Origin of the sequence: Halalkalibacter sp. AB-rgal2, assembly GCF_041821005.1 — a bacterium.
Classification (GTDB): Bacteria; Bacillota; Bacilli; order Bacillales; family Bacillaceae_D; genus Halalkalibacter.
Map to the genome: position 1 here is coordinate 13,067 of NZ_JBGUAV010000034.1, position 24,397 is coordinate 37,463.

Here is a 24,397-nt window from a genome sequence, read left to right on the forward strand (position 1 = left end):
TAAGCATTACCAAAGTAGTAATTTTTTATTCAGTAAGAAAACCTTAAAAATTGCTTCATGCTTTGCCGTTGTCTTTCAACCAACCTTCTCTCTATGATGTTAATTCACAAAATTAAAAGGCTACTGAACGTATCTTCAGTAGCCTTTTTAAAACATATACTTAACGCGAACGTTCAAAAGGACGTTGAACAGCATTTCCTAAATCACGTAACATATCTTCGAAGGTTGCTCCGACTTCTTCAAATGCAGCTCCTCCACGAAGCTCATCATCCATCGTACGAATACGACCAAACGCATCAGAATCAGATACAACACGAACATTCTTTCCATCTGCGATATCGTTTACTCGATCCTCTACACGATCACGTACATCATCGCTATTGCGTTCAGCTTGTACACCGACGACGATATCATCATCATGAACAATAACACGTGAATCATTTAATCCTTTAATTCCTCTTAATTCTTTATTAATCTTCTCGACTGTTTGACTATCGTAACTACGGTGGTAGTTGGCCTTTTGACCTTGATTATTTTCTGTCGCACGAGTCGTTTGTTGACGATCTTGACGATTTACACCAGTTTCAACACCAAATTCATTATTAAGCGCATCGCGATAACCACGGGTAGCACTATTTTCCATACCAACAGCTCTCGAACGCTCTTGCTTATGTCGAGGGTTTAAGTTTAAAGCACCCATTCCTTGACGTTGATTCGATTGATGACGGTTTTGCATTCCTACACGATTGCCTCCACGTTCACGAAGAACACCATCCTCATCAACCATCCCTGGACGATCATTTCCAGTAATTCCTCTTGCTCCAAACCCACCTTGTGTTGCTTGGGCTCCCATTCTTCCTTCATTTAAGCCAGTTCTCCCCATACCTGGAGTACGTCCTTCTTGCGTACCAAAAAACCCTCGTTCATCACCTAGTGTATGATAATTATTTAAGTGAGTACGTCCTTGACCTTCTCCAGCGTTTAACCCATAGCCACCACCACGTTGTTGATTGTCGAGTGTGCCATGATAATTCGTATGGCCTTGAGCACGGCTTGTTCCATAAGTTCCTCGCTCACCTTGACCACCAAAGTTCTGGTTATGATTCGTTGTACCAAATCCGCCTCGATGTCCACGGTCTGGTGTCATCATATCTGTTATAGGTCCTTCACCGTGGTGACGACCAGTTGTACCAGTTGCTCCCATATCTTGAGAATGAATACCCGTTCGATTATTTTGTGCATTCATTCCTGTTTCTTGATTATCAGTACCACAACCTGCAAAACCACCTAAAAGTATCGTAGCGGTTGCGACTGTCATCGCTATTTTCTTCAAATGAAATTCCCCCTTTCACCATTTAGAATGGCTTAGAGAACCTCATTTTAGTCTGTTAAGTCTTGGATATGAAAACGCATTAGCCGAGATCACTAAAAAGTTTGGTTTTTAACTTTTTGTCCCCCCTTAACAGGCTTTTTTAATTGTGTCGTGCACAGCTGAGTTTTTTGAAAGGTGTCTTTTTCAAAAATACGTTTAACCATATACTATAAGAAAAAAGCCGATACATTTGTACCGGCTTTTAAATATAATTAGTCATCATAATCGTCTGTTTCCTGATAAGGATTTAATTGAGCAAGCTGTTCAGTCATATTATTGTTATTATAAGGCATTGACATTTGGTCTGGATATGGTGGTGCTTGTGGTGTCGGTTGCTGTGGTTGCATCGGTGAAGCTTGCATTTGACTTGGCTCTTGCATCGGTTGTTGCTGATACATCGGCTGCTGATATGGATCAAGCATCTGATGTTGCTGAGTCATTTGTTGTGGCTGTGGTACTGACATCATTGGTTGCTGTTGCATCATTGGATCGAAAAATGGCTGTGGACCAGGACCACAATCTTGACATCCCATATTCATTTGATGAGTTTGCTGAGGATAATAAGGCATCGGTTGTGGCTGGGTCCCATGCATTGGCTGCACCTGTTGAAATGGCCCATGCTTAGGTGCACACCCAGGCACCATTGGACTAATTGGTGTTGGGCCACAATCAATTGGCATCATCATTGGTTGGTGGTGTTGTGGCTTCATCGGTTGTTGATGCATTGGTTGTAGTTGCGGCTGCATTTGTGGTTGTGCTTTAGGTTGTATTTGTGGTTGCATTTGTGGTTGGGTTTTAGGCTGCATTTGTGGTTGGGTTTTTGTCGGTTGCGGTTTTGTCACTTCTGGTTTCTTTAGTTCTGGTTTTATTTTTTCTTTCTTTACTGGTTTTTCCTTCATAGGTGGTGCCGGCTTTTTAATCGGTTGTGGTTGCGGCTTATAAAAATGAATATTTGTTTCGTACACATTCTTCTTATAATCAAATTTCTTTGAAGGTGGCTGCGGTGGAGGTTGTGGTGCCGGTATTTCCTTCGTTGGCATCTCCATAATTGGTGGCTTTTCAATTGGCTGTTCTTTTGGTATCGGTTGCTCTTTCTTTGGCTGCTCTTTCGGTTGCATTTGAATAGGCTGCTCTTTTACAGGAGCCATTTGCGCCGGTGATTCTTTTTTGACCGGAACACTTCCAGTTGGGATTTTAATTTTCATTCCTGGCATGATCATATTCGGGTTTGATAATTGGGCATTAGCAGCCTTCAGTTGATCAAAGTCCACACCGTACTTTTGTGCAAGCTTCCAAAGAGTGTCGCCTTTTTGGACAATATGAATTTTCACTTTCCTTCCCCTCCTCTTGTTCTCTATATCATCCTATGTGAATGTAGGCGAAATGACACGAGCCCTTTCACAAAAAATAAGAAGAATTCGAATAGAAAACGGCTTTTAGCACATTTTATGTTATAAAAAAAGGTTTATGCCTAATTAGAAAATCGCTTAGTACCTTTTCTTAAAGAGATTGTTCAAAAATGGTAATTTCCCCCTCTTTAAACATCTAGTGTAGTCGCTACAGCTTTAAAGTCATGTGGTGAATGCTTTTCTCGCAACATGACGAGTAGCGAACAGGCCATTGCTATATTTTTTTGGTACCTTTGAACATACGCTTAAAACTTTTTACCATAATTCAGATCCAACACTCATATTAGACGAGGTCACTGAAAAACTGCGATTTCGAGGCCACTGAAAAAGTTTGGTTTTAACTTTTTCAGTGGCTTTGAAGTAATGTGCGTAGCCGTTGCCCGATTTTGAAAGCCTTGCAATGAGTGGGTTTCTCATAGCAAGGCGCGCAACGAGCGGAGCCATTACTCTTCCTTGAGTTACTAGAAAGGACTTTTTCAGTGACCTCGCGATTTCCACTTTTTCAGTGGCCTTATATTAGACAGCGCAGGAGTCTAATCATTCTCACCTAAAAAAGAGCGAAACCTCCATAGAAGATCTCGCTCTAATACCCTATTTACTTACGTTCAAGCATCCGTTCTAATGCTAAACATGCCTCCTTCGTTGTATTGGACTCGACAGTAATTGGATAATGAAGATTGCCCTTTTCTAACTCCTCCAATGACCAAAGTAAATGATCAATATCAATGCGATTCATTGTTAAGCAAGGACACATAGTCGGATTTAATGATACAATTTTTTTATCTGGAAATTGTTGAGCAAGTCGATTAACTAAATTCATTTCAGTACCAACTGCCCATGATGTACCTGATTTAGCTTTGCGAATCGTTTCGATAATATAATGCGTAGACCCATTTAAGTCAGCCGCCTGTACAACTTCATATGGGCATTCTGGATGAACAATAACGCTCGTGTCAGGTGAGTTTTGGCGGAATTGTTCAATTTGTGGTACAGTAAATTTTTCATGAACAGAGCAATGCCCTTTCCAAAGAATAACCTTTACCCGTTCAAAGTCACCTTCAAATTCTAGCTTTCGATTAATTGGATCCCACACAGCCATCTCATCTAATCTAATTCCTAGGTCGTAAGCCGTATTGCGTCCAAGGTGTTGATCTGGTAAGAAAAGCAAGCGTTCTTTCTGTGTAAACGCCCATTCGACCATTTTCTTCGCATTTGAAGAAGTCACAGTCGCACCACCGTATCTACCACAAAACGCTTTAATTGCTGCTGTGCTATTCACATATGTTAGTGGAAGAATCGTGTCACTGAACATATCTTGCAGAATCGTCCATGCATATTCCGTCTGGTCGATATCTGCCATATCAGCCATTGAACAGCCAGCCTTCAGATCAGGCAAAATGACATGTTGCTCATCGGTTGTTAGCATATCAGCAGTTTCAGCCATGAAATGCACACCACAAAAAACGATATATTCGGCATCCTTATTATCTTGAGATAATTGAGCAAGCTGCAAAGAATCACCTGTCGCATCTGCAAATTCAATGACTTCATCTCGTTGATAGTGATGTCCAGGAATGAACAAACGCTTACCTAACCGTTTTTTAATGGCCCAAATCCGTTCACGCTTCTCATCAAGCGCTAATTCTCGATAATGTTCTGGTACTCGATCCATTTTTGTTAATTGTTCTAATATGCTCATCGTTGTTCCTCCTCTATTAGCAAAAAGCTAATATCTGTTGATTGAACGGAATGGGTTAGACAGCCAAGTGAAATATAATGGCAACCACAACCAGCATATTCCGCTAACGTATTTAAATTAATTCCTCCTGAAGCTTCTGTCACAATATGTCCCGGTACAAGCTGCTGGTAAGCTTTCACCTCTTTTGGTGTTGCATTATCAAACATGATGACATCAACGTTTGCCGTTACGGCCTCGAGTACTTCCTTCTCATTTGTCGTCTCCACTTCTACCTTCACCATGTGACCAATTCGCTCACGTACAGCTTCGACCGCTTTTTTCACTCCACCGCTAGCTAGAAGATGATTTTCCTTTAAAAGAACCGCATCACTTAAGCTACGACGATGATTATAAGCCCCACCACATCGAACAGCATACTTCTCAAACATACGTAAACCTGGTGTCGTCTTTCTCGTGTCACAAATCCGAATTGAATCATCGTTTAATACCGATTTCGCTCGTCTAGCCATTGTTGCAATACCGGACATTCGTTGTAATAAATTTAAAATGACTCGCTCACCAGCTAATAAATCATTAACCTTACCAGCAACAGTTGCCAAAACTTCTCCTTTTTCAAATGCTTCTCCATCTTTTTTAAAAAGCTTAACGATCATGTCATTATTTATAACTTCATAACCGGCATTAATCACGTCAGTTCCCGCCAACACTCCTTCTTCCTTTGCTACAATGTTGGCGCGTCTATATTCACCACTTACGAGCAATGACTCTGTTGTCACATCTCCTTCACCAACATCTTCTAGGAAAAACTCTTCTAACTTTCTCTTCAGCAACAGCTGATTCATGTTCCTCATCCCCTTACCCTATATCTCCTTATATGACATGGGTTTCTCTTTTTTTATTTTCATTTAAATCATGCTTGACATATCTTTTTAACCAATAATCCTTCTGATTTGGAAAATCTGAACGGTAATGTCCTCCTCGGCTTTCTGTCCTTTGTAAAGCAGCATGAACAATAAGGCTAGCTGTCAGAAGCATATTTTTTCGTTCAATCCGTTCTTCGTCCTCATATCCAACTTCTAGAAACTTCTCTTTAAATCGATCTAACCAATTTTTTAATGTCAGTAAACCAATAGCGGTTCGTTCAATTCCAGCATGTTTCATCATTTTCTGTTGAATCTCTTCTTTTTCTGGCAACTGATCAGAAACGTGACGATGATTCCTTGATATCAATATAGATACCAGTTTGACCGTTTGCACCTCTTCTTTTACAGCTTCACTCAGCTTTTGGGCAAAAACGAACCCTTCTAACAATGAGTTGCTTGCCAATCGATTTGCTCCATGAACACCTGTACAAGCTACCTCGCCCACCGCATATAAACCTGCCACAGTCGTTTTACCGTAAAGGTCTACTTCGACTCCACCACTACAAAAATGAGCTCCAGGCGCTACCTGGATCGGCGTCGTTGTAAGGTCAACACCAACTTTGCCTGCTCGTTTTGCTAAACCAGGGAAACGAACCTTTATATTTGCAATAGATCGGCAATCAAGATATACGTTTTCTCCTTGTTCGATCATCCTATAAATGGCCCGGCTTACGACATCACGTGGAGCAAGCTCACGTTCAGGATGGTGCGCCATAATAAACTCTCCAGCTTGATTGATTAACCTTCCTCCTTCACCACGCACTGCCTCACTCACTAACCCTTGAGATTGATCATTATGAATGAACAATGTCGGGTGAAATTGAATAAATTCCATATCCTTCAACGTAGCTCCGGCTCGATAAGCAATAGCATAGCCATCCCCTGTTGCTTCACGTACATTGGAGGAATACGAATAGATCTGACCTAAACCTCCTGTTGCAAGCACTGTTGCTTTGGCAAAAATAGCTCCCTTATTTGTCTGAACCCCAATCACTCGCTCCTTCTTTTTCAGTAACGAGTAAACATGGGTTTGCTCTTCTATTTGGACACGCCCCTTTACAGCATGTATTAATGCATGAGTAAGCGCCTTTCCAGTCTGGTCTCCATTTGCATGGACAATTCTTCTTCGTTGATGAGCTCCTTCCATTCCAAGGACAAGCTCACTCTCATTATGATCAAAAGTTACACCTAGCTTCTGCAATTGCTTAACAATAGTAGGGGCATGTTTGACTAGGTGTTCGACATGCTGTTCGTCATGATGATTTAATCCTGCTCGTAATGTATCTGCATAATGCTGTTGCCACGTGTCATCTTTTCCGAGTGATGCAGCCATTCCACCTTGTGCCCAACTTGAATTACTTATTTCGACATTTGACTTTGTGATAATCATCACATTTAATTCGTCAGCTAATAAGTGAGCAGTCATTAATCCAGCTACACCACTACCTATGATGATGACATCAGCTGTCCTATCAGCCATGCCTTCACCTCCATTTAAACTTAACACTTGTCTTGTCACCTATCTTTACATAAAATGATTAAAGTGACAAGACGTTATTTTGGGAAGTTGTATTGTTTTTTTTAGATTTATATAGAAAGTGGTGGAAAATGAATGATATATTTCGATTACAGCGCAACAACTCCTATGTCTGACATTGCGATTGAAACGTATAATCGAGTGGCGAGTGAGTTCTTTGGAAATAGTCGTAGCTTGCATACTCATGGTCAAGAAAGTGCTGATATCATTGAATACAGTCGTCAATCATTGGCGCAAATATTAAGTTGTCGACCACAGGAGCTTTATTTTACAGGTTCAGGATCAGAATCGACCTTTCTCGCTTTAACCGGACTAGCCTTTGCACATCAACATAAAGGGAGTACGATTTTGACCACGAGAGGAGAGCATCATTCTGTTCATCAAGCATTGAACTACTTAGAAGGTTTCGACTTTAAAATCGATTATATTTCAGTCGATGAATTTGGGCGTATTCAAATGGATCATTTGGAACATCTACTCAATAGTGATGTCATTCTTGCCTCCATTGGACATGCCAATAGTGAAGTAGGAACTATTCAAGACCTTAGAGCAATTGGTCAACTGTTAAGAAAGCATGATGTCCTTTTTCATAGTGATTGCGTACAAACATTCGGAAAACTACCTATACCATTAGCTTTGTTATCGAGTATGAGCGCTTCAGCACATAAGTGTTATGGTCCAAAGGGAGTTGGTCTAACGTTTATTCAAAGCCGACTTCCATGGAACCCATTCTTTGAAGGAACGACTCACGAGGGTGGCTTTAGAGCTGGTACGGTTGATACTCCAGGAATCGCTGCATTTGCTGCTACCGCTGAAGAATCTTTCCAAAAACAGGATGAAGAAATGAACCGCTTATCAAAACTTCGCCTTCATTTTTTACAGGCGTTTGAGCAGGAGAAGCGTATCATTCTTGAAGGACATCCGATAAAGAGACTTCCATTTCATTTAGCTCTTCGGATCAAAGGGATAGAAGGACAGCTTCTCATGCTTGAATGTAACCGGAGAGGCCTTTCTATTTCAACTGGATCAGCCTGTCGTGTCGGTGATACAAATCCATCTTCAACGTTAATGAGTATTGGGAGGTCGAAGGAGGAGGCATTCGAGTTAATTCGAATTACATTTGGACGATGGACAACGTTACAAGATATCGATAAACTAATAGTAGCCATACATGAGATTCTCGAACGGTATTAAAGGAGCAATGCATATGAGCAATGGTAAGAAATTATTAGGAGAAGAACGCAGAAAGCAAATTATCAATTGGTTAACATCGACTCATACTCCAATCACGGGTAGTGAATTATCAAAAAGATCAAATGTGAGTAGACAAGTCATCGTTCAAGATATTTCGATATTAAAGGCAAAAAAGCATCCGATCATTGCTACAGCTCAAGGGTATCTATACAACCAAATGAAAGAAACAGTACTAGCTAAACGAATGATCGCCTGCAAGCATTATCGTGAACAGGCAAAAGAAGAGCTATTTATTCTAGTCGATCACGGACTAACGGTGTCACAAGTGATGGTTGAGCATGCGATTTACGGAGAAATAACAGCATCCCTTATGGTGTCATCACGCCATGAGGCCGAGCAATTTTGTAAACGTGTTGAAGAGACCAACTCATCGTTGCTCTCAGAATTAACCGATGGTGTGCACCTTCATTTAGTTGAAGCGGCAACAGAAGCTCAAATTGATAAAGCCGTACTAGAACTTAGTAGGAAAGGTTTTCTATTGGATGAATATGAATAATCGAGAACGTCCTATAACCAAACAGGTGAAACAATAATGAGTAGAGGTTTCAAGCTACTTTTCTATTCGTTTATTATCTTCGCCCTCTTTCTTCTACTAGGATACCGTCAATACACTTCCGTGGTAGCTATCGTTCTTGTTATACTGATTATCGGTTACTTGATCCATTCCCTATTTAACATGTACAGAAGGTATAAGCGACATAATCCTAATACAAAGAAAAGGCGTTAAACGAGGTTTAATGCCTTTTTTTGTATAGAGAGCACAGCCGCTTCGAATCCCATCTTATGGAGAGCAGGCACGCTGTACATTAAATCACCATGTAGGCTTTACTTTGGCTGTACTTTTTTGTCCCATTCTTTTATCCTTCTTTTTTCTTTCTACGCTTCCGTCTTTACGATCGCCAAGTCATAGCAAGGATAGCTACCAAGTATCTCTACTCCACACCCAAGTGCTTCTAGCTCAGAAATAACTCCTGGAATTAGCACGTTGTCTTGCTTCTCTTCGACATCAATGATAAAGAAATAATTCCCTAAACCTGTTTTCATAGGTCTTGACTCTATTTTTGTTAAATTTAACTTCCTCCATGCAAATGCTGATAATACTTGATGAAGTGCTCCAGAAAAATCTGAAGGTAATGTCACCATTAATGTCGTCTTATCCTCAGAGCGTTCTGCTCCATCAATTGAAATGGCTTTTGTCGTCTTACGAAGAACGATGAAGCTAGTGCGGTTTTGCTGATAATCATGCACATTCGCATGAGCAACCTTTAATTCATATTCTTCGGCTGCCAAATCGTTGGCAATAGCCGCAACAGGTAATTCTGGATGATTAGCGACATATTCGGCTGCTGCTGCTGTTGAATTCATATATTCCCACTCAGCATTTGGATGCGTTTGTTGTAGAAAGTCATGACATTGAGCTATAGCATGTGGATGAGAGACAATCTTTTCTATATGCTTTTCTTTATTTTGTGGATGGATTAAACAATGTTGCACAATTGGTAATGTCACTCCACCAACAATTGGTAGGCGTTGTTTATGAATTAAATAATCTAGCGTCAAATTAACAGTACCCTCAATCGCATTTTCAATTGGTACAATAGCAAGCTCTACTTCTTCTTTTGCAACGGCATCCATACATGCAGGAATCGTTCGGTATGCTATGAGATCTTCCTTAACAAACAAGCCCCGTGCTGCCATTTCTGTGAATGTTCCTCTAGGTCCTAAATAGCCAACCTTCATATTGTCCTTCGCTCCTTTTATGATCCAGTTCCCACCAATTCTACCTTTTCAACTGCCTCTAATTGTTCAATCCAATCAATTAAATCTCCAAGCTCAAGCTGCATTGGAGCTGTATCAATCGTAATGGTCATTTGTGCACGGCCTTGTAATGGGATCGTTTGATTAATCGTTAAAACGTTCGCTCCTGTTTCAGCTACTTTTCCGAGTAACTGAGACAAAGAGCCAGACCGATCAACTAAAATGATCGATAAGGTGACAATCTTTTCACGAACCATCGTATGAAATGGGAATATCCCATCTTTGTATTTATAAAACGCACTACGGCTCATGCCAACCTTATGAACCGCTTCGTTAATTTTTGTTACTTTACCAGAATGAAGCAGTTCTTTTGCTTGCAATGTTTTCTCCATTGCCTCTGTTAACATATCAGCGCGAACAAGATAAAAATCTTTCCGTGATGTCAAAATCAGCACCTACTTTCACCACTACATTATCTTTCCTATTATAAGAGTGCAACCCCTATTTGACAATATGAAAAAAGCTCTTTCATGCAAACAGCCTACACAACATACGAGAAGATCGTACAATCGTGTAGGCTATTTCAAATTAAGCAAAAGCATTTAAGAAAACTGCTACGCGGTTTTCTGATTTTGTCAAAAGCTTAAAACCTTAAACAAAGAGACTTTTGTGATTTCAATGGAGAGCGTCAGCTTCGCTCATGACACGGTAGACAGAAAGAAGACCATTTTCAGTCTACCTACAACCTTGTCATGGCTTTGCCCGACGCATTTAAGAAAACTGCTACGCGGTTTTCTTAGTCAATAAATTCAAATTCGAAGCTTAGTAAGCGAACGATGTCACCATCTTTTGCACCGCGCTCGCGTAATGCTTCATCAACACCCATCCCTCGCATTTGTCTTGAAAAACGACGTATCGATTCCTCACGTGAAAAGTCTGTCATCTTAAACAGCTTCTCGATTTGAGCACCTGATAATACATAGGCTCCATCGTCATCACGAGTTATAACAAACGGTATGTCCTCTTTCGTATGCTTATACAACACACGAGTGGATTCCTCTGTTTCCTCATAAAGCGGAAATTCAGGAGTTTCTTCAATTTTATCAGCAATCGTAAGCAATAATTCACGTAAGCCTTGCTTGGTCACAGCTGATATTGGATAAATCGAGTAATCCTCCGTAAGTTTCTCTTTAAATTTCTCTAGATTTTCTTCTGATTCAGGCATGTCCATTTTATTCGCAACGATAATTTGTGGACGTTCTAGCAGACGCAAATTGTATTGCTTTAACTCATCATTAATGAGCAAGAAATCCTCATAAGGGTCTCGCCCTTCAAGAGCAGACATATCAATAACGTGTACAATGACTCTCGTTCGTTCAATATGTCTTAGGAATTGATGACCAAGACCAACTCCTTCATGTGCCCCTTCAATTAAGCCTGGCAAATCGGCCATAACGAAGCTTCGTTGATCATCCGTTTCAACGACACCAAGGTTAGGAGCAATCGTCGTAAAATGATAATCAGCAATTTTCGGCTTTGCAGCTGATACAACAGATAATAACGTTGATTTCCCTACACTAGGAAAGCCAACTAATCCAACATCCGCTAATACTTTCAACTCAAGAATGACATCACGCTCTTGCCCGGGTTCTCCATTTTCAGCAATTTCCGGTGCTGGGTTCGCCGGGGTAGCAAAACGCGTATTCCCGCGACCTCCGCGACCTCCTTTTGCAATCACCGCACGTTGACCATGCTCCGTTAAATCAGCTAATACTTGCTCGGTCTCAGCATCCATTACCGTTGTCCCAGGTGGCACCTTCACAATCATATCCTCAGCATTCTTTCCATGCTGATTCTTCGGCCTACCATGGTCACCTCTTTGGGCTTTAAAGTGACGTTGATAACGAAAATCCATTAACGTTCGTAATCCTTCTTCCACTTCAAAGACAACACTTGCTCCGCGTCCACCATCTCCACCTGCTGGCCCGCCATCAGGAACATACTTTTCACGACGGAACGAAACTTGACCGTTCCCGCCATCTCCGCCTTTTACATACACTTTTACCTTATCAACAAACATCGATGTTTCACCTCATTTTTTCCAAAAGGATGCAGATAACAGACATTCATGTTCATGGAATTCTTCAACTTGAAGATTAAACGGTTCTAATGTCTCCCACTCATCTTCATTCATTTTCACAACTCCATGAAAATCAAACGTTATGTGACAAGTCTTTTCTTTAAAAAGAAAAGAAATAAGTACATTATGCTCTGCATCTTCGGTACACGTATCATTTAGTTTTTCCAATACTGACTGACATAATCGAAAAAGACGATCTTCTTCATGCTTAAGAGAAAAAGGCTCCCCAATGACCTCTAGTTCCAATTGAACAGGATGTTGATTCCAATGATAAGTAAGAAGATAATATTCGACTTTCGTCACATACAAGGACGATAGTCGACTTTCACAAAAAGCTTGCTGAGCCGCTTTCTCGATAATGTCTTCAATTCGATCATACCGCTTAAGTGCTACGTTAGCTTTAATTAATTGGATAATATTTAACCAATCATGTCTAGCATGACGTAACGCATTAATGACATCTTTTTCTACCATTGCTTCCTCGTTCCCCTATCGTAATTAGTTCGTTCAATCTTTTTCTATCGATATCTTACCACAAACTAATTGAAATAAGGGGAGGACATAGAGATTCGTAGTGGATTTCTTTATATATTGATGAAAGATTGCCAATTCCATCCTTCTTCACCAGCAAAAAAGTGAATTTAGAGGACACTGAAAAAGGACCAATCAACTTTTTCAGTCCCTTTTATTTGAGTAGCCATGACTACACTCGTTGCGTGCTTGATACAAAAAACCAATCGTATCAAGCTTTTCAAATAAGACAACTTTCCGCTCATTACTGAACATTCACTAAAAAAAGTTAAAAACCCAACATTTCCAGTGAACTCGGGAATTGACAGCATTCACGAATCTGTTATACTAAAACAAGTTAAAACCGACAAGAGAAGTATGAATTATCAATTTTATAGCTCAACGAAGAGAGGAGGAGCTTATAAATGGCTAATGTCAAAATTGAAAATGTTGGTAAAACATTTGAAAATAAAGAAGAAAAAACATCCTATACCGTTTTTAATGATATTCATTTAGATGTTCAATCAGGTGAATTCGTATCCTTACTCGGTCCTTCTGGGTGCGGAAAGTCAACCTTATTAAACATTGTTGCTGGACTTGATCATGCAAGCAATGGTGTCGTCTATGTTGGAGACACTGCAGTTAAGGGGCCTGGTGCAGACCGTGGAGTCGTCTTCCAAGAAGCAGCACTTATGCCATGGATGACCGTACTGGATAATGTTATGTTTTCGATAAAGAAGCGATATGGCAAGAAAAAAGCGAAGGATCGCGCCATCGAATATTTAAAGCTGGTTCATTTAAGTAAATTTATTAACTCTTATCCTCATGAATTATCTGGAGGAATGAAGCAGCGTGTATCGATTGCCCGAGCTCTTGCTATGGACCCAGAAGTGTTATTGATGGATGAGCCATTCGGTGCTCTTGATGAGCAAACCCGCTCCATGCTTCATAAGGAAGTGCAATATATTTGGCAACAAACAAAGAAAACGATTCTGTTTGTGACTCATAACATTCGTGAATCGATTTTACTATCTGATCGAATTGTCTTAATGGGAACAAGACCTGGAGGAATTATTGAAACCTATGATGTTCCATTACCTCGTCCACGTAAAACAAGTGATGAAGCTTTTACTTCATTAGAGGAACGAATTAGTCAGCGTCTAGCTGGAGAAATAGATAAAGTGATGAAGGAGGAGATGGGAGATGATTACCGTAGTCAGAAGGCTACTCTTCTTTACAGTTCTCATCGGGATATGGGAGATCGTATATAGATTAGACGTTTTCGGAACGCAAATGTTTCCGTCTCCCTTTCTTTCGTTCGTAGAACTTTATAAAGGATTTTTTGAAACAGGGATTTTAACCGCCGCACTGACAACAAGCTTAGGCCGAATCTTGCTCGGGTTTGCACTTGCTATCATTATCGGTTCTATTTTAGGAATTACCCTTGCAACGTCAAAGCTGGCAGATGAAACACTTGGTTCACTAGTTGTTGCCCTACAATCCGTACCAAGTATTGTTTGGCTACCACTTGCACTTGTCATGTTCCAAGGTGGACCAATGGCGATTTTGTTCGTCGTGATTCTCGGGGGAACATGGCCGATGACGATGAACGTAAGAATGGGTATGAAGAATGTTCAGCCCATTCTCATTCGGGCCGCGAGGACGATGGGCTACCGCGGCTTTGAGCTTATTTGGAAGGTCATGATTCCTGCGTCTATTCCATCCGCTTTAACAGGTATTCGCCTTTCTTGGGCATTCGGTTGGCGAGCTTTAATGGCCGCTGAATTGTTAGGTCGTGGTGGATTAGGAAGGACATTAATGGATGCACGTGATTTCTTTAATATGGAGCTCGTAATTGCGATTATGATTATTATTGCGGTTATCGGACTTATTGTTGAATATTTCATATTCAATCCAATCGAACGAAAAGTGTTAACTCGTTGGGGATATGCAAAATAATAATAGATTTTATAAGTAAAAGGAGAGAGAAACATCATGAAAAAATGGATCTTACTGATCACTTCAGCTACACTATTGACATTCATTGCAGCATGTGGAACAGCGAATGAAAGTACAACAGGGGAGAATTCAGACGAAGAAGCTCAGGGTGAAGATGTTAGGATTGGCTACTTTCCTAACTTAGATCACGCAGCAGCGATTATCGGCAAGGAAAAAGGGTACTTCGATGAAGAATTAGGCAATCGTGGTTCAGAATATACTCACTTTCCAAATGGAAATGACTTTATTGATGCACTTTCAACTGGTTCATTAGATATTGGTTATGTTGGACCTGGTCCTGCCATCAACTATTTCTTAACAGGTGGCGATGTTGTTGTTCTTGGAGCGGCCGCAAATGGAGCAACATTAATCGTTTCCCGTGAGGATTCTGGAATAGAATCATTAGATGACTTCGACGGAAAGTCATTTTGTACTCCAGGGAATGGATGTACACACAACGTTCAGCTTGAAATTATGTTAAAAGAACTTGGACTCGAATCAAATCGTGTCGGTGGTACAGTTGAACACCAATCACGTATACCACCCGCAAACATGGTGGCGATGTTCGAACAAGGACAAATTGATGCCGCTGCAGCACCTGAGCCTTGGGGAACCTATTTAGAGCTAGAGTTAAATGCGAATGTTGTCGCTGAATGGGATAATGTATTCATTGGCGAAACGTTACCAAGTGTCGTCATTGTCACAACGAATGAATTTCTAGAAGAAAATCCTGAAGCTGTAGAGGCTGTTCTTCGTGGACATAAGCAAGCCGTTGAATATACGCAAGAAAACACAGGAGACACGTTAAGCGCGATTAATGATCATTTATACGAGCTCACACAAAATCGCTTACCAGAGGCTGTTTTAGAAAAAGCTTGGACACGTATGGTTGTAACAACCGAAACGCATCCAGAAGCGTTGCAAGATTGGGCTGATGCTTCTTATGAGCTGAAATTTATGGATGTTGATCCAAATCTAGATGGATTTGTCGATACGTCAAAGCTTGATGCAATTTTAGAAGCAGAATAAGTCAAAATACAGAAAAAACACGGCACCTCAATTCACATGGGCCGTGTTTTTTTATTCTACATTCAATGTAACGATCATAACGATCCCTTCACAAACATTAAAGCATCTTTGGCAGCTGCTTCTCCTTGATCAATACAGTCCGGCAAACCAATTCCTTTATACGCTCCACCAGCTAAATAAGCACCTGGATATAATTTTTCGATATCTTCCGTTAGCTTCTCCACTTTGAAAGAATGGCCTACCTCATACTGAGGCATCGCTTCCTTCCATCGAGTCACATAGAAAAATTCAGGTTCACCTTCAATATGTGTGATCGTTTTTAAATCATCTAATGCGGCTTTCACAATTTGTTCATCCGATTGATCGACAATATTTGAATCATTCGGTCTACCGACATATGCTCTAAGTAATGCATATCCTTCCGGTGCAGTATGCTTCCACTTCTTATGAGTCCATGTACATGCTGTAATCACGTGATTACCTTTCTTTGAGACAACAAATCCTGTTCCGTCATATGGTAAAATAACCTGTTCCTCTCTAAAAGCCATCGCAACCGTTGCGACAGATGTTGCTTTCATCTCGTTCAAATAAGAGAAATGCTGATCATCGTTAAACAACTGTCCTGCGACCGGAGCAGGTGTTGAGACGATAACCGCATCATATCGTCTAGAGTTATTCATCAAATGTACGTTATAGCTGTTTTCAGTCTTTACAATTTCGTTAATGTGAGCATTTTTATAAATCCTTCCGTTCTGTAAATAAGCTTCAATTCCATCTACAAATGACTCTAATCCCCGTTTAAACGATAGAAACATCCCTTGCTTTTTCTCATTTGACTTTGTGAATGTTTGATTCTTTGCACGTTGCTTAGAAATGCCTTTAATGAGACTACCATGCTCCTCCTCCATCTTTTGAAACTGGGGGAAGGTTGATTTCAAGCTTAATCGATCAAGGTCTCCCGCGTAAATTCCTGATAATAGAGGCTCTATCAGATGATCGACTACTTCATCCCCTAATCTCCTTCGAAAGAAATGACCTAACGAAATATCCTCATCCGACTCTGTAACAGGGGGTAGCATCAAATCTTTTAAAGCAACAACCTTCCCGATAGGAGATAGTAAGCCTGTCTTCAAAAAAGGCTTTAATTGTGTAGGAATGCCCATAACAGCTCCTTCAGGCATTGGGTGTAACGTCTCACCCTTCAAAATAAAAGCTTGTCCTGTATCATTGGCAAGGAGCTCATCCTCCATCCCAATTTCCTTAGCGAGACGGGCCATACTTTGCTTTCGTGCTAAAAAAGAATCGGGCCCTCGTTCAATGATGAAGCCATTGCGATATTCCGTACGGATTTTTCCACCTAATCGATTAGTAGCTTCATACAAGTCATATTCAATGTTCGCTCCTCTAGCAATGGCTTGCTCTAAATGACAAGCAGCTGCTAGCCCGGTTATTCCTCCACCAATGATTGCGATTCGTTTCTTCAACGTCCTCACTCATTTCCAAAAAGCTTTTTTTCAACAACTGTTGCTAAACAATCAAGAAACTCCTGCTTTGCATTAGGCATTTCAGGTCGATAATAATCAACACCAAGCTCATCCGTTACGACCTTACATTCGTAATCATTGTCATATAAAACTTCGAGGTGATCCGCCACGAATCCAACTGGGCAATAAACAAATGAAGTATACCCATGCTGTTCATACAAGCTTTTCGTTAAGTCTTGTACATCAGGTCCTAACCAAGGGTCAGGTGTATTTCCCTCACTTTGCCAGCCTATTTCATAGTGCTTAACCCCTGCCTGCTTCGCAATAAGATCTGCCGTTTCTCGTAATTGATGAGGATAAGGATCCCCAACTTGTAAGATACGTTCTGGCAAACTATGTGCAGAAAAAATGACGCAAGATTTGTCATCATCCTTTATAAGCTTCATTGTTTCTTTGACTTGCCTTACCCAATAGTCAATGAATAGTGGTTCATCGTACCAACTTTCTACACTCGTAATACGTGGACCAGCTATTTTCTCTGATTTTTCATGAGCACGTCCATTATAAGATTTCACACTGAATGTAGAGAAATGTGGCGCAAGTACAATACTAACAGCTTCTTCAATGCCATCTTGCTTCATTTGTTGTACCGCATCCTCAACAAATGGATCTATATGCTTTAACCCAAGATATGCCTTAAATTCAATATGTTCAAATCGTTCATTTAAAGTTCGTTCAAGACCATATGCTTGATCCTCTGTAATTTTTGCTAATGGGCTAATCCCACCAATGGCTTCATAACGTTCTGTTAAATCATCTAGCGCTTCCTGTGATGGTTTTCGACCATGTCTAATGTGCGTGTAATAAGGTTCAATTTCTTCTTTTTTTCTTGGTGTACCATAAGCCATTATAAGTAGCCCAATTTTCTTCTTTGTCATATAGATATCCTCCTATTTCGTCGTTGTATATTCATGAACAAATGCAGTTAATTTTCTTAACGTATCTGGGTTAACATCAGGAAATACACCATGTCCTAAATTGAAAATAAAGTTTGGTGTTTGCATTCCTTCATCTAAAATTACTTTCGTTCGCTCTTCAATTACATTCCAAGGTGCTAATAAAATCGCTGGATCTAAGTTACCTTGAACGGATTTTGTTACGCCTAACCCCCGTGCCTCTTGAATCGATAGTCGCCAATCAAGACCAACGACATCTAAAGGTAGTTCGTTCCACTCATGAATGAGGTGACTCGCGCCGACTCCAAACATAATGAGTGGAACACCCTGCTCTTTTAAAGCGGTGAAAATTTTCGTCATAACTGGCTTTACGTATGTACAATAATCTGCCACATTAAGGGTTCCAACCCACGAATCAAAAATTTGAATCGCTTGCGCACCAGCAGCAATTTGTGACTTCACATATGTAATCGTCATTTCTCCAAGCTTGTCCATGAGTAGATGCCACGCATTAGGTTCAGCATACATAAAAGCTTTTGTTTTATTGTAATTTTTCGAAGGCCCTCCTTCAATCATATAGCTCGCAAGAGTAAAGGGGGCTCCTCCAAAGCTAATTAATGGTACAGAAAGCTGTTTTCTTAAAAGCTTAATCGTATCTAATACGTAAGGTACATCTTCTTCAGGACGTATGAAACCTAATCGTTCCACATCGGTTATAGAACGAATTGGGTTGTCAATAACCGGACCAATGCCTGACTTAATATCAACATCGACTCCAATGGCCGGAAGTGGTGTCATAATATCTTTGTATAAGATTGCAGCATCATTGTTATATTGATCGACCGGCAATTTCGTCACATATGCACATATCTCAGGATCATGAGTAATTTCAAATAAAGAATATTTTTCTTTCAATGCTCGATATTCTGGCTGTGACCGTCCTGCTTGCCTCATATACCAAACAGGTACATGATCATGCACCTCGCCTCGGCATGCCTTTAAAAACGCGTCATTAAAATTAGATTGTGTCATTTCGCCACTCCTTCACCTATTCATCCGTTCTTTTAATTACTACTTCTACTATAATCACCCAACTGTTAGCTGTATACACATTCCAACACAATGTCAAAAAATCGCCTAAGAAATACGCAATAGCGCCTTTTCTTAATAACGTCGCGCGTAACCGTTACAGTGGTATGAGCATTTCTGAAAATGGGGTACTTTCAGAAATGCGTGTAACGAGCGAAGCCGACGCCCATATCTAATGAAATCCAAACTGAAAGGTTGCTTCAACCAAATTAGAAGCTTCACCTGATTGCTCTGTTTGATAATTGTACGATACAACTTGATAGGTCTTTGTTATAAATGGATTATAGATGGGCAATGTATATTCATGAATACCCATAACAGTCGCAACCTCTTCCTTACTCTCTTCATTTATTTCATAGATCGTATACTGTACCCGCCCATCTTCCGTTTCAGTCCAATTTAATCGTACACTAAATGGGGCTCGGCCACCAAACGCCTTGGAAGCTTGCAATTCAAGAGAAGTAGGCATTCTTAGAGGTCGTTCTAATTCATTAACATTGATCGGCTTATTAAATGTAAGTAAGCTATTCTCACTTCTGTGTTCACTAATAATATCCTTAAACAATACCGTAGGATACTGACTACCACCATTGAAGTATTGATCAGTTGTCGTTACATCATACCCCATCCACACTGCTCCGACCGCTTTCGGAGTGTATCCAACAAACCATGCATCGCGAGTAGCACCCTGAACATCAGGAAAGGATGTCGTACCTGTCTTTCCTGCTAAAGACCACTGAGTATTTCCAACAGCTGCTGTCCCCTCCTGAACAACAGATTCAAGCATCCTTGTCATATCCCAGGCTAGCTGTCGATTTACAACTGCTCGTTTTTCCTGACTTGCTTCACCTAATTTCTCTCCATCACGCGAGTAAATTTCTGAAATAAAAGACGGCTTCACATAATAACCACCATTCGCAAAGATTTGATAAGCAGCCGCCAATTCAAGCGGAGATACACCTTCACTTAATCCACCTAAAGCTATTGCTAACCCTCGATCCTCAATTTCAATTTGAACGTCATTGAGTAGTGCTATGGAATCGTCTAACCCTATTTGATCAAGTAACCAAACAGCCGGCGCGTTTGTCGATTGTATGATTGCTTCATAAAGGGAGATTTCACCTTGATAGTGATCATGATAATTTCTCGGAGAGTACCCATCATAATCGATTCGCTCATCCTTTAACAGTGAATAAGGCTCATACCCATTCATCATTGCTGGAGCAAAGACAGCAATCGGCTTAATGGACGATCCTGGCTGACGTTTAACATTAACACGATTCAATCCTTTCCTTACATACTCACGACCACCATGAGCTGCTAGTACGCCACCTGTTTGATGATCAATTAGGACAAATGCCGCTTCAGCATGAGCGTCTTCAGAAGGAAAATAGTGATCAGCTTGTAGTTTTGTATAAGCATCGATTAATAGTTGCTCATCCATCGGGACGACGATCGTATAACCTCCAGTTAGAAGCTCTTCATTTGTCAGCTGATAACGCTCTTCCGCTTCATTCATGACCATATCGATATACGTAAAATATGGGTCGAGATTAAGATCCTTGCGCTCGGCAACCGCGACAGTTCTTCCTTTCAGACGAACAGCCTCATCAGCTGATAAGAACCCATTTTGTTGCATAACAGATAATACAAGGTCACGACGCTCTTTACTACGCTCAATATCAACAAGTGGTGAATAGGCATTAGGAGCTTTCGGTAAGCCTGCTAACAACGCTCCTTCATCCACCGTTAATTCTGAAACATTTTTATTAAAGTAAAGTGTGGCTGCTGCTTGAATACCATACACACCGTGCCCAAAATAAATTTGATTTAAATACATCTCTAGTATCTCATCTTTGCTATACCGTCTCTCTAAATTCATCGCAATTGAAACTTCCTGTGTCTTTCTTAACCATGATTTCTCATTTGACAAAAAGACATTTTTGGCAAGTTGCTGTGTAATCGTGCTACCACCTTCAACCTTTGCACCTGCTGCAATATCTCGATACAAGGCACGGCCAATTGCTCTCATATCAAACCCTTGATGCTCATAATAGCGGACATCTTCTATGGCCACAAAGGCATCTCGAACATATTCTGGTACATCTATTATTGAGATTGGTTCTCTATTTTCACGATATAATTGAGTAATTAATTCGCCATTTTGATCGACTAATGATGTCGTTGATTTCATAACGAGCTTCTCTTCATCAATGACATATTGGCCAGTTAATAGAAAAGTAAGATATATAATAAAAGCTAATAATATAAGTGTGATAGAGCCTCCAAACCAGAGAACTATCCGCTTTTTCATTGTCATGTATACACCCCCTTTAACGTACATATGTTTCTTTTTATCATAACGATTATTATTTAATAATGCGAATCATCAGCTTTAGCTTTATGCAAATTTTATCATAAAATGTCGATGGAATCTTCAAATCGCTACATCTCTTTCACGCTAAAAAATACTCACATAAAAGTGAGTATACTCAAGCCTATCAACTATTTAATTATACCTTCATAACGTTTGTACTTTGAAAGATGCCTCAGAAACAGTTGAGATAAATACTGAATAATATATTCCGCAATGAGACCTGTTACTTGCGAAGATGGTGTAAATAATGAGGTCTGCATGAATGTAGCTCTTTACACCTTCCTTTTTTAATATTAGCTATGTACACCAAGATCCATACGAATACCCATAAAAACAATTCAATTAACATATGAATCCATCCTAAAGAGGATAACACTAGTCTACTCCATAGAATGATTCGTAACATCTATATCTTAATTTATTCAACTAACCCAAATCGATGAGCATATACAGCAATTTGCGTCCGATCTTCAAGCATTAGTTTCTGAAGAATATGGCTTACATGTGTCTTCACGGTTTTTATCCCGATAAAAAGCGTATCAGCAATCTCCTGATTGCTCTTTCCTTCACCTATGAGCAGCAACACCTCATGCTCACGTCTCGTTAAGCTGTCGTGAAGGGGTTTCTCCTTCGCACTTCGCATCCTTTGCATCATTTTATTCGTTACTTGAGCCTCTACAATTGCTTCTCCCTTAGCTGCACTTCTTATCGCCGTTGCTATTTCATTGGCAGAGGAGGTCTTTAACAAATAGCTAAATGCTCCAGCTTCAATAACAGGATATACTTTTTCATCATCAATAAAGCTTGTCAAAACAATCACTTTAACATTTGGCAGCTTTTCTGTAATGGCTGATGTGGCTGTTATTCCATCCATCGTTTCCATTACTAGATCCATTAATACAACGTCAGGCTTTTTGTTTAATACTAAATCAACTCCTAGTTGGCCATTGCTAGCCTCTCCGACAACTTCAATATCAGCTTGTGTTGATAAAAAAGCGGACAGTCCCATACGTACCATTTCGTGATCATCAACTAATACGACTCGAATCATTGTTCGTCCCTCCATGTGACTGGAATGTTTGCCTCTATTTGTGTTCCTTTATTCGGTACGGAAACGATATGTAATGTACCACCAATTTCATTCATTCGTTCTTTCATTGTTTGCAAACCATAAGAGCTCTGCTGAACGTCCTTCTCAGAGAAGCCAACACCGTTATCAATTAACTTTAATTTGACTTCTTTATCCGTTTGTTTCAAATCAAATTCGAGCTGTGATGCTTTTGCATGCCTAAGAACATTCGAAATCGCTTCCTGAACCATACGAAACAATTGATCTTCTATTCCTTTTGGCATCAATAAACCGTCTGCTATTTTCACTTGAATTCGTATTTGATATTTTTGCTTTAACTCAGTAAGAAGCTGCTCAACTCCCTCATGAAGACTCTTTCCTTCTAAATGAGCAGGACGCAAATGAAGCAATAATGCCCTCATTTCAGCCTGTGCCGTATTAGCCATTTTCTCCACTACCTTCACTTGCTCAACAGAAGAATCCTCTTTTTCCTCAAGGCTTTGTTTAATCGCTGCAGTCATCATGGAAATCGCAAATAATTGCTGACTAACAGCATCATGTAACTCCCGTGCTAATCGCTGCCTTTCCTCCGTAACAGCGGCTTTCTTCATTGAATCCTGCATACGAGCTCGTTCGGCTGATAAACGTTGCAAAGATGCTACTTGCTCCTCAATATGAGCCGCCATTCTGTTCATACGATCAGCTAGCTCTGACACTTCATCTTCACCACTTATTTCTGTTCGGTAAGCAAAAGTTCCCCTCTCATATTTCGCGGCAGCATGCACAAGTTGATCCATTCTTCTCCGCATCGGTAATGCTTGAAGATAGCCACTTACAATTCCTGTCATAATAATAACGGCAATACACAATACTAACACTGGAATGCCTGCAAGTGAATAATCAATTAACAATAGAAAACCACGGCTGCTTTCATACGTAATCATAAAAATAAGGAAAAATGAAATAAGAAACATCGCAACTAAATTATGTCGAATGAACTGCCATTGAATACGCGCAAGCCGTTTTCTCATAGTGAACGCACCTTCACTTCCCCAATCGAGGTTGACAATATGAGCTTGACACGTCGAGAGGATTCTTTATATCCTTTCGTTGTAATACTTAAGTTCGGATTAATACCGCTATGCCGCTCATGAAGAACAGCTACTTCCCCTAGGATCGTGGAAGCTTGCACTGAAACAGCTAGGTCGTCAGGAATATAAATCTGAACTTCGCCAATCAACCCTTGAACAATAACAACCGTCTCACCTTCTGGTATAATAGCCCTTGATAAATCTAGACGAACTTCTCCTATACCGTTCCACACTGTCATATCTCTTAGTTCGAATGATTCACGATAATCAATCTCACCAATAATACTTCTACGAATAAGTGGCGCATCATCATGATAAGCGCTATGCTCTTGTCGTGGTTCTATTTCCTTCTGATCATTTTCATCCGTTTCCCATTTTGTTTCGTAAATGTTTTCTTGATTACCATTGTTGTTAGAGCGCAATAAACGAATCCCAAAATAAATTGCCACACCTGCAATGAAAAGGGAAAAGAAATTGATCGAAAAAATGAAATCAAACACAACTGTTAAAAAAATGATAAAAAATAGCAAGCTTAAGAAGCGATGACCCTTTTGGTAAAAGAATATCGCCAACAATATAAAAATGAGCGGTCCAATTAAAGAACCAATTGAAAGATGAAAGGAATTAAACAGAAGATTTAATCCGATAATGGCAATAATAATTCCAATTAATGTTTGTTTCTTCATGAGAACCGCTCCTTTC

General features: G+C 40.2%; 21 protein-coding genes. 5 read left to right on the forward strand and 16 right to left on the reverse strand.

What is annotated here, in order from left to right; translation table 11 throughout:
* Window positions 1-160: 160 nt before the first annotated feature.
* From ACERJO_RS19125 to nadB, 5 genes are all read right to left on the reverse strand, one after another.
* Window positions 161-1,333, reverse strand: coding sequence for a YhcN/YlaJ family sporulation lipoprotein (locus ACERJO_RS19125; protein ID WP_247104457.1), 1,173 nt, complete (start codon window positions 1,331-1,333; stop codon window positions 161-163).
* 251 nt (window positions 1,334-1,584) lie between these two features.
* Complete coding sequence (gene safA, locus ACERJO_RS19130) at window positions 1,585-2,703, reverse strand: SafA/ExsA family spore coat assembly protein (protein WP_373648547.1); 1,119 nt, start codon at window positions 2,701-2,703, stop codon at window positions 1,585-1,587.
* A 673-nt stretch (window positions 2,704-3,376) separates the two neighbouring features.
* Window positions 3,377-4,480, reverse strand: coding sequence for a quinolinate synthase NadA (gene nadA / locus ACERJO_RS19135; protein WP_373648548.1), 1,104 nt, complete (start codon window positions 4,478-4,480; stop codon window positions 3,377-3,379).
* Entirely contained in the window at window positions 4,477-5,322 is an 846-nt protein-coding gene (nadC, locus tag ACERJO_RS19140) for a carboxylating nicotinate-nucleotide diphosphorylase (protein WP_373648549.1), read from the reverse strand. The genes nadA and nadC overlap by 4 nt, the downstream gene beginning before the upstream one ends.
* A 28-nt stretch (window positions 5,323-5,350) precedes the next feature.
* The gene (gene nadB / locus ACERJO_RS19145; protein WP_373648550.1) at window positions 5,351-6,883 is read right to left on the reverse strand and encodes an L-aspartate oxidase; all 1,533 of its coding nucleotides are present in this window, start codon (window positions 6,881-6,883) and stop codon (window positions 5,351-5,353) included.
* 132 nt (window positions 6,884-7,015) lie between these two features.
* Here nadB and ACERJO_RS19150 point away from each other — a divergent pair, with 132 nt between their 5' ends.
* Both ACERJO_RS19150 and ACERJO_RS19155 read left to right on the forward strand, forming a co-directional pair.
* Window positions 7,016-8,134 (forward strand): IscS subfamily cysteine desulfurase, encoded by a 1,119-nt coding sequence (locus ACERJO_RS19150; protein ID WP_373648551.1) that lies wholly within the window; start codon window positions 7,016-7,018, stop codon window positions 8,132-8,134.
* Window positions 8,135-8,147: 13 nt separating this feature from the next.
* Window positions 8,148-8,690 carry a transcription repressor NadR gene (locus ACERJO_RS19155; RefSeq protein ID WP_247104467.1) on the forward strand — a complete coding sequence of 181 codons (543 nt, stop codon included), beginning with the start codon at window positions 8,148-8,150 and terminating at the stop codon, window positions 8,688-8,690.
* 380 nt (window positions 8,691-9,070) lie between these two features.
* On the opposite strand, the gene pheA is transcribed toward ACERJO_RS19155, so the two are convergent.
* The 4 genes from pheA to ACERJO_RS19175 all read right to left on the reverse strand — a co-directional run bounded on the left by pheA (window position 9,071) and on the right by ACERJO_RS19175 (window position 12,566).
* Complete coding sequence (pheA, locus tag ACERJO_RS19160; protein WP_373648552.1) at window positions 9,071-9,934, reverse strand: prephenate dehydratase; 864 nt, start codon at window positions 9,932-9,934, stop codon at window positions 9,071-9,073.
* A gap of 17 nt (window positions 9,935-9,951) precedes the next feature.
* Window positions 9,952-10,398 carry an ACT domain-containing protein gene (locus ACERJO_RS19165; protein ID WP_260505878.1) on the reverse strand — a complete coding sequence of 149 codons (447 nt, stop codon included), beginning with the start codon at window positions 10,396-10,398 and terminating at the stop codon, window positions 9,952-9,954.
* 350 nt (window positions 10,399-10,748) lie between these two features.
* Window positions 10,749-12,032 (reverse strand): GTPase ObgE, encoded by a 1,284-nt coding sequence (gene obgE, locus ACERJO_RS19170; RefSeq protein WP_247104471.1) that lies wholly within the window; start codon window positions 12,030-12,032, stop codon window positions 10,749-10,751.
* Window positions 12,033-12,044: 12 nt separating this feature from the next.
* On the reverse strand, window positions 12,045-12,566 hold the full coding sequence (locus ACERJO_RS19175; RefSeq protein ID WP_373648553.1) for a Spo0B C-terminal domain-containing protein: 522 nt from the start codon (window positions 12,564-12,566) through the stop codon (window positions 12,045-12,047).
* A gap of 461 nt (window positions 12,567-13,027) precedes the next feature.
* On the opposite strand from ACERJO_RS19175, the gene ACERJO_RS19180 reads away from it, so the two are divergent.
* Genes ACERJO_RS19180 through ACERJO_RS19190 form a run of 3 tightly spaced genes read left to right on the forward strand, consistent with a single transcriptional unit; the run spans window position 13,028 to window position 15,629 of the window.
* Window positions 13,028-13,873, forward strand: coding sequence for an ABC transporter ATP-binding protein (locus tag ACERJO_RS19180; RefSeq protein ID WP_247104473.1), 846 nt, complete (start codon window positions 13,028-13,030; stop codon window positions 13,871-13,873).
* Window positions 13,806-14,561 carry an ABC transporter permease gene (locus ACERJO_RS19185; protein WP_247104474.1) on the forward strand — a complete coding sequence of 252 codons (756 nt, stop codon included), beginning with the start codon at window positions 13,806-13,808 and terminating at the stop codon, window positions 14,559-14,561. The genes ACERJO_RS19180 and ACERJO_RS19185 overlap by 68 nt, the downstream gene beginning before the upstream one ends.
* A 36-nt stretch (window positions 14,562-14,597) precedes the next feature.
* Window positions 14,598-15,629, forward strand: coding sequence for an aliphatic sulfonate ABC transporter substrate-binding protein (locus ACERJO_RS19190; RefSeq protein WP_373648554.1), 1,032 nt, complete (start codon window positions 14,598-14,600; stop codon window positions 15,627-15,629).
* Between the two features lie 74 nt (window positions 15,630-15,703).
* Here the strand turns inward: ACERJO_RS19190 and hemY are convergent, their stop codons facing one another.
* The 7 genes from hemY to liaF form a co-directional block, all read right to left on the reverse strand.
* The gene (hemY, locus tag ACERJO_RS19195; protein ID WP_252120674.1) at window positions 15,704-17,113 is read right to left on the reverse strand and encodes a protoporphyrinogen oxidase; all 1,410 of its coding nucleotides are present in this window, start codon (window positions 17,111-17,113) and stop codon (window positions 15,704-15,706) included.
* Between the two features lie 5 nt (window positions 17,114-17,118).
* On the reverse strand, window positions 17,119-18,051 hold the full coding sequence (hemH, locus tag ACERJO_RS19200) for a ferrochelatase (protein WP_247104479.1): 933 nt from the start codon (window positions 18,049-18,051) through the stop codon (window positions 17,119-17,121).
* A 12-nt stretch (window positions 18,052-18,063) separates the two neighbouring features.
* Entirely contained in the window at window positions 18,064-19,101 is a 1,038-nt protein-coding gene (gene hemE, locus ACERJO_RS19205) for a uroporphyrinogen decarboxylase (protein WP_373648555.1), read from the reverse strand.
* A 229-nt stretch (window positions 19,102-19,330) separates the two neighbouring features.
* Complete coding sequence (locus tag ACERJO_RS19210) at window positions 19,331-21,478, reverse strand: transglycosylase domain-containing protein (RefSeq protein ID WP_483867213.1); 2,148 nt, start codon at window positions 21,476-21,478, stop codon at window positions 19,331-19,333.
* Window positions 21,479-21,953: 475 nt separating this feature from the next.
* Window positions 21,954-22,586: a response regulator transcription factor gene (locus ACERJO_RS19215; protein ID WP_247104481.1), complete on the reverse strand. Its 633-nt coding sequence runs from the start codon at window positions 22,584-22,586 to the stop codon at window positions 21,954-21,956.
* On the reverse strand, window positions 22,583-23,635 hold the full coding sequence (locus ACERJO_RS19220; protein ID WP_247104482.1) for a HAMP domain-containing sensor histidine kinase: 1,053 nt from the start codon (window positions 23,633-23,635) through the stop codon (window positions 22,583-22,585). Before ACERJO_RS19220 ends, ACERJO_RS19215 begins: the two co-directional genes overlap by 4 nt.
* Window positions 23,632-24,381 (reverse strand): cell wall-active antibiotics response protein LiaF, encoded by a 750-nt coding sequence (gene liaF / locus ACERJO_RS19225; RefSeq protein ID WP_247104483.1) that lies wholly within the window; start codon window positions 24,379-24,381, stop codon window positions 23,632-23,634. The genes ACERJO_RS19220 and liaF overlap by 4 nt, the downstream gene beginning before the upstream one ends.
* Between the last annotated feature and the right edge of the window lie 16 nt (window positions 24,382-24,397).

Bases quoted from the DNA above. Each gene is read 5' to 3' on its own strand.
- ACERJO_RS19215 (WP_247104481.1), bottom strand. From the start codon at position 22,586: ATGATTCGAGTCGTATTAGTTGATGATCACGAAATGGTACGTATGGGA.
- ACERJO_RS19180 (WP_247104473.1), top strand. From the start codon at position 13,028: ATGGCTAATGTCAAAATTGAAAATGTTGGTAAAACATTTGAAAATAAA.
- nadA (WP_373648548.1), bottom strand. From the start codon at position 4,480: ATGAGCATATTAGAACAATTAACAAAAATGGATCGAGTACCAGAACAT.
- liaF (WP_247104483.1), bottom strand. From the start codon at position 24,381: ATGAAGAAACAAACATTAATTGGAATTATTATTGCCATTATCGGATTA.
- ACERJO_RS19150 (WP_373648551.1), top strand. From the start codon at position 7,016: ATGATATATTTCGATTACAGCGCAACAACTCCTATGTCTGACATTGCG.
- pheA (WP_373648552.1), bottom strand. From the start codon at position 9,934: ATGAAGGTTGGCTATTTAGGACCTAGAGGAACATTCACAGAAATGGCA.
- hemH (WP_247104479.1), bottom strand. From the start codon at position 18,051: ATGACAAAGAAGAAAATTGGGCTACTTATAATGGCTTATGGTACACCA.
- nadB (WP_373648550.1), bottom strand. From the start codon at position 6,883: ATGGCTGATAGGACAGCTGATGTCATCATCATAGGTAGTGGTGTAGCT.
- ACERJO_RS19155 (WP_247104467.1), top strand. From the start codon at position 8,148: ATGAGCAATGGTAAGAAATTATTAGGAGAAGAACGCAGAAAGCAAATT.
- hemE (WP_373648555.1), bottom strand. From the start codon at position 19,101: ATGACACAATCTAATTTTAATGACGCGTTTTTAAAGGCATGCCGAGGC.
- ACERJO_RS19175 (WP_373648553.1), bottom strand. From the start codon at position 12,566: ATGGTAGAAAAAGATGTCATTAATGCGTTACGTCATGCTAGACATGAT.
- ACERJO_RS19210 (WP_483867213.1), bottom strand. From the start codon at position 21,478: ATGACAATGAAAAAGCGGATAGTTCTCTGGTTTGGAGGCTCTATCACA.
- ACERJO_RS19190 (WP_373648554.1), top strand. From the start codon at position 14,598: ATGAAAAAATGGATCTTACTGATCACTTCAGCTACACTATTGACATTC.
- obgE (WP_247104471.1), bottom strand. From the start codon at position 12,032: ATGTTTGTTGATAAGGTAAAAGTGTATGTAAAAGGCGGAGATGGCGGG.
- ACERJO_RS19185 (WP_247104474.1), top strand. From the start codon at position 13,806: ATGATTACCGTAGTCAGAAGGCTACTCTTCTTTACAGTTCTCATCGGG.
- ACERJO_RS19220 (WP_247104482.1), bottom strand. From the start codon at position 23,635: ATGAGAAAACGGCTTGCGCGTATTCAATGGCAGTTCATTCGACATAAT.
- nadC (WP_373648549.1), bottom strand. From the start codon at position 5,322: ATGAATCAGCTGTTGCTGAAGAGAAAGTTAGAAGAGTTTTTCCTAGAA.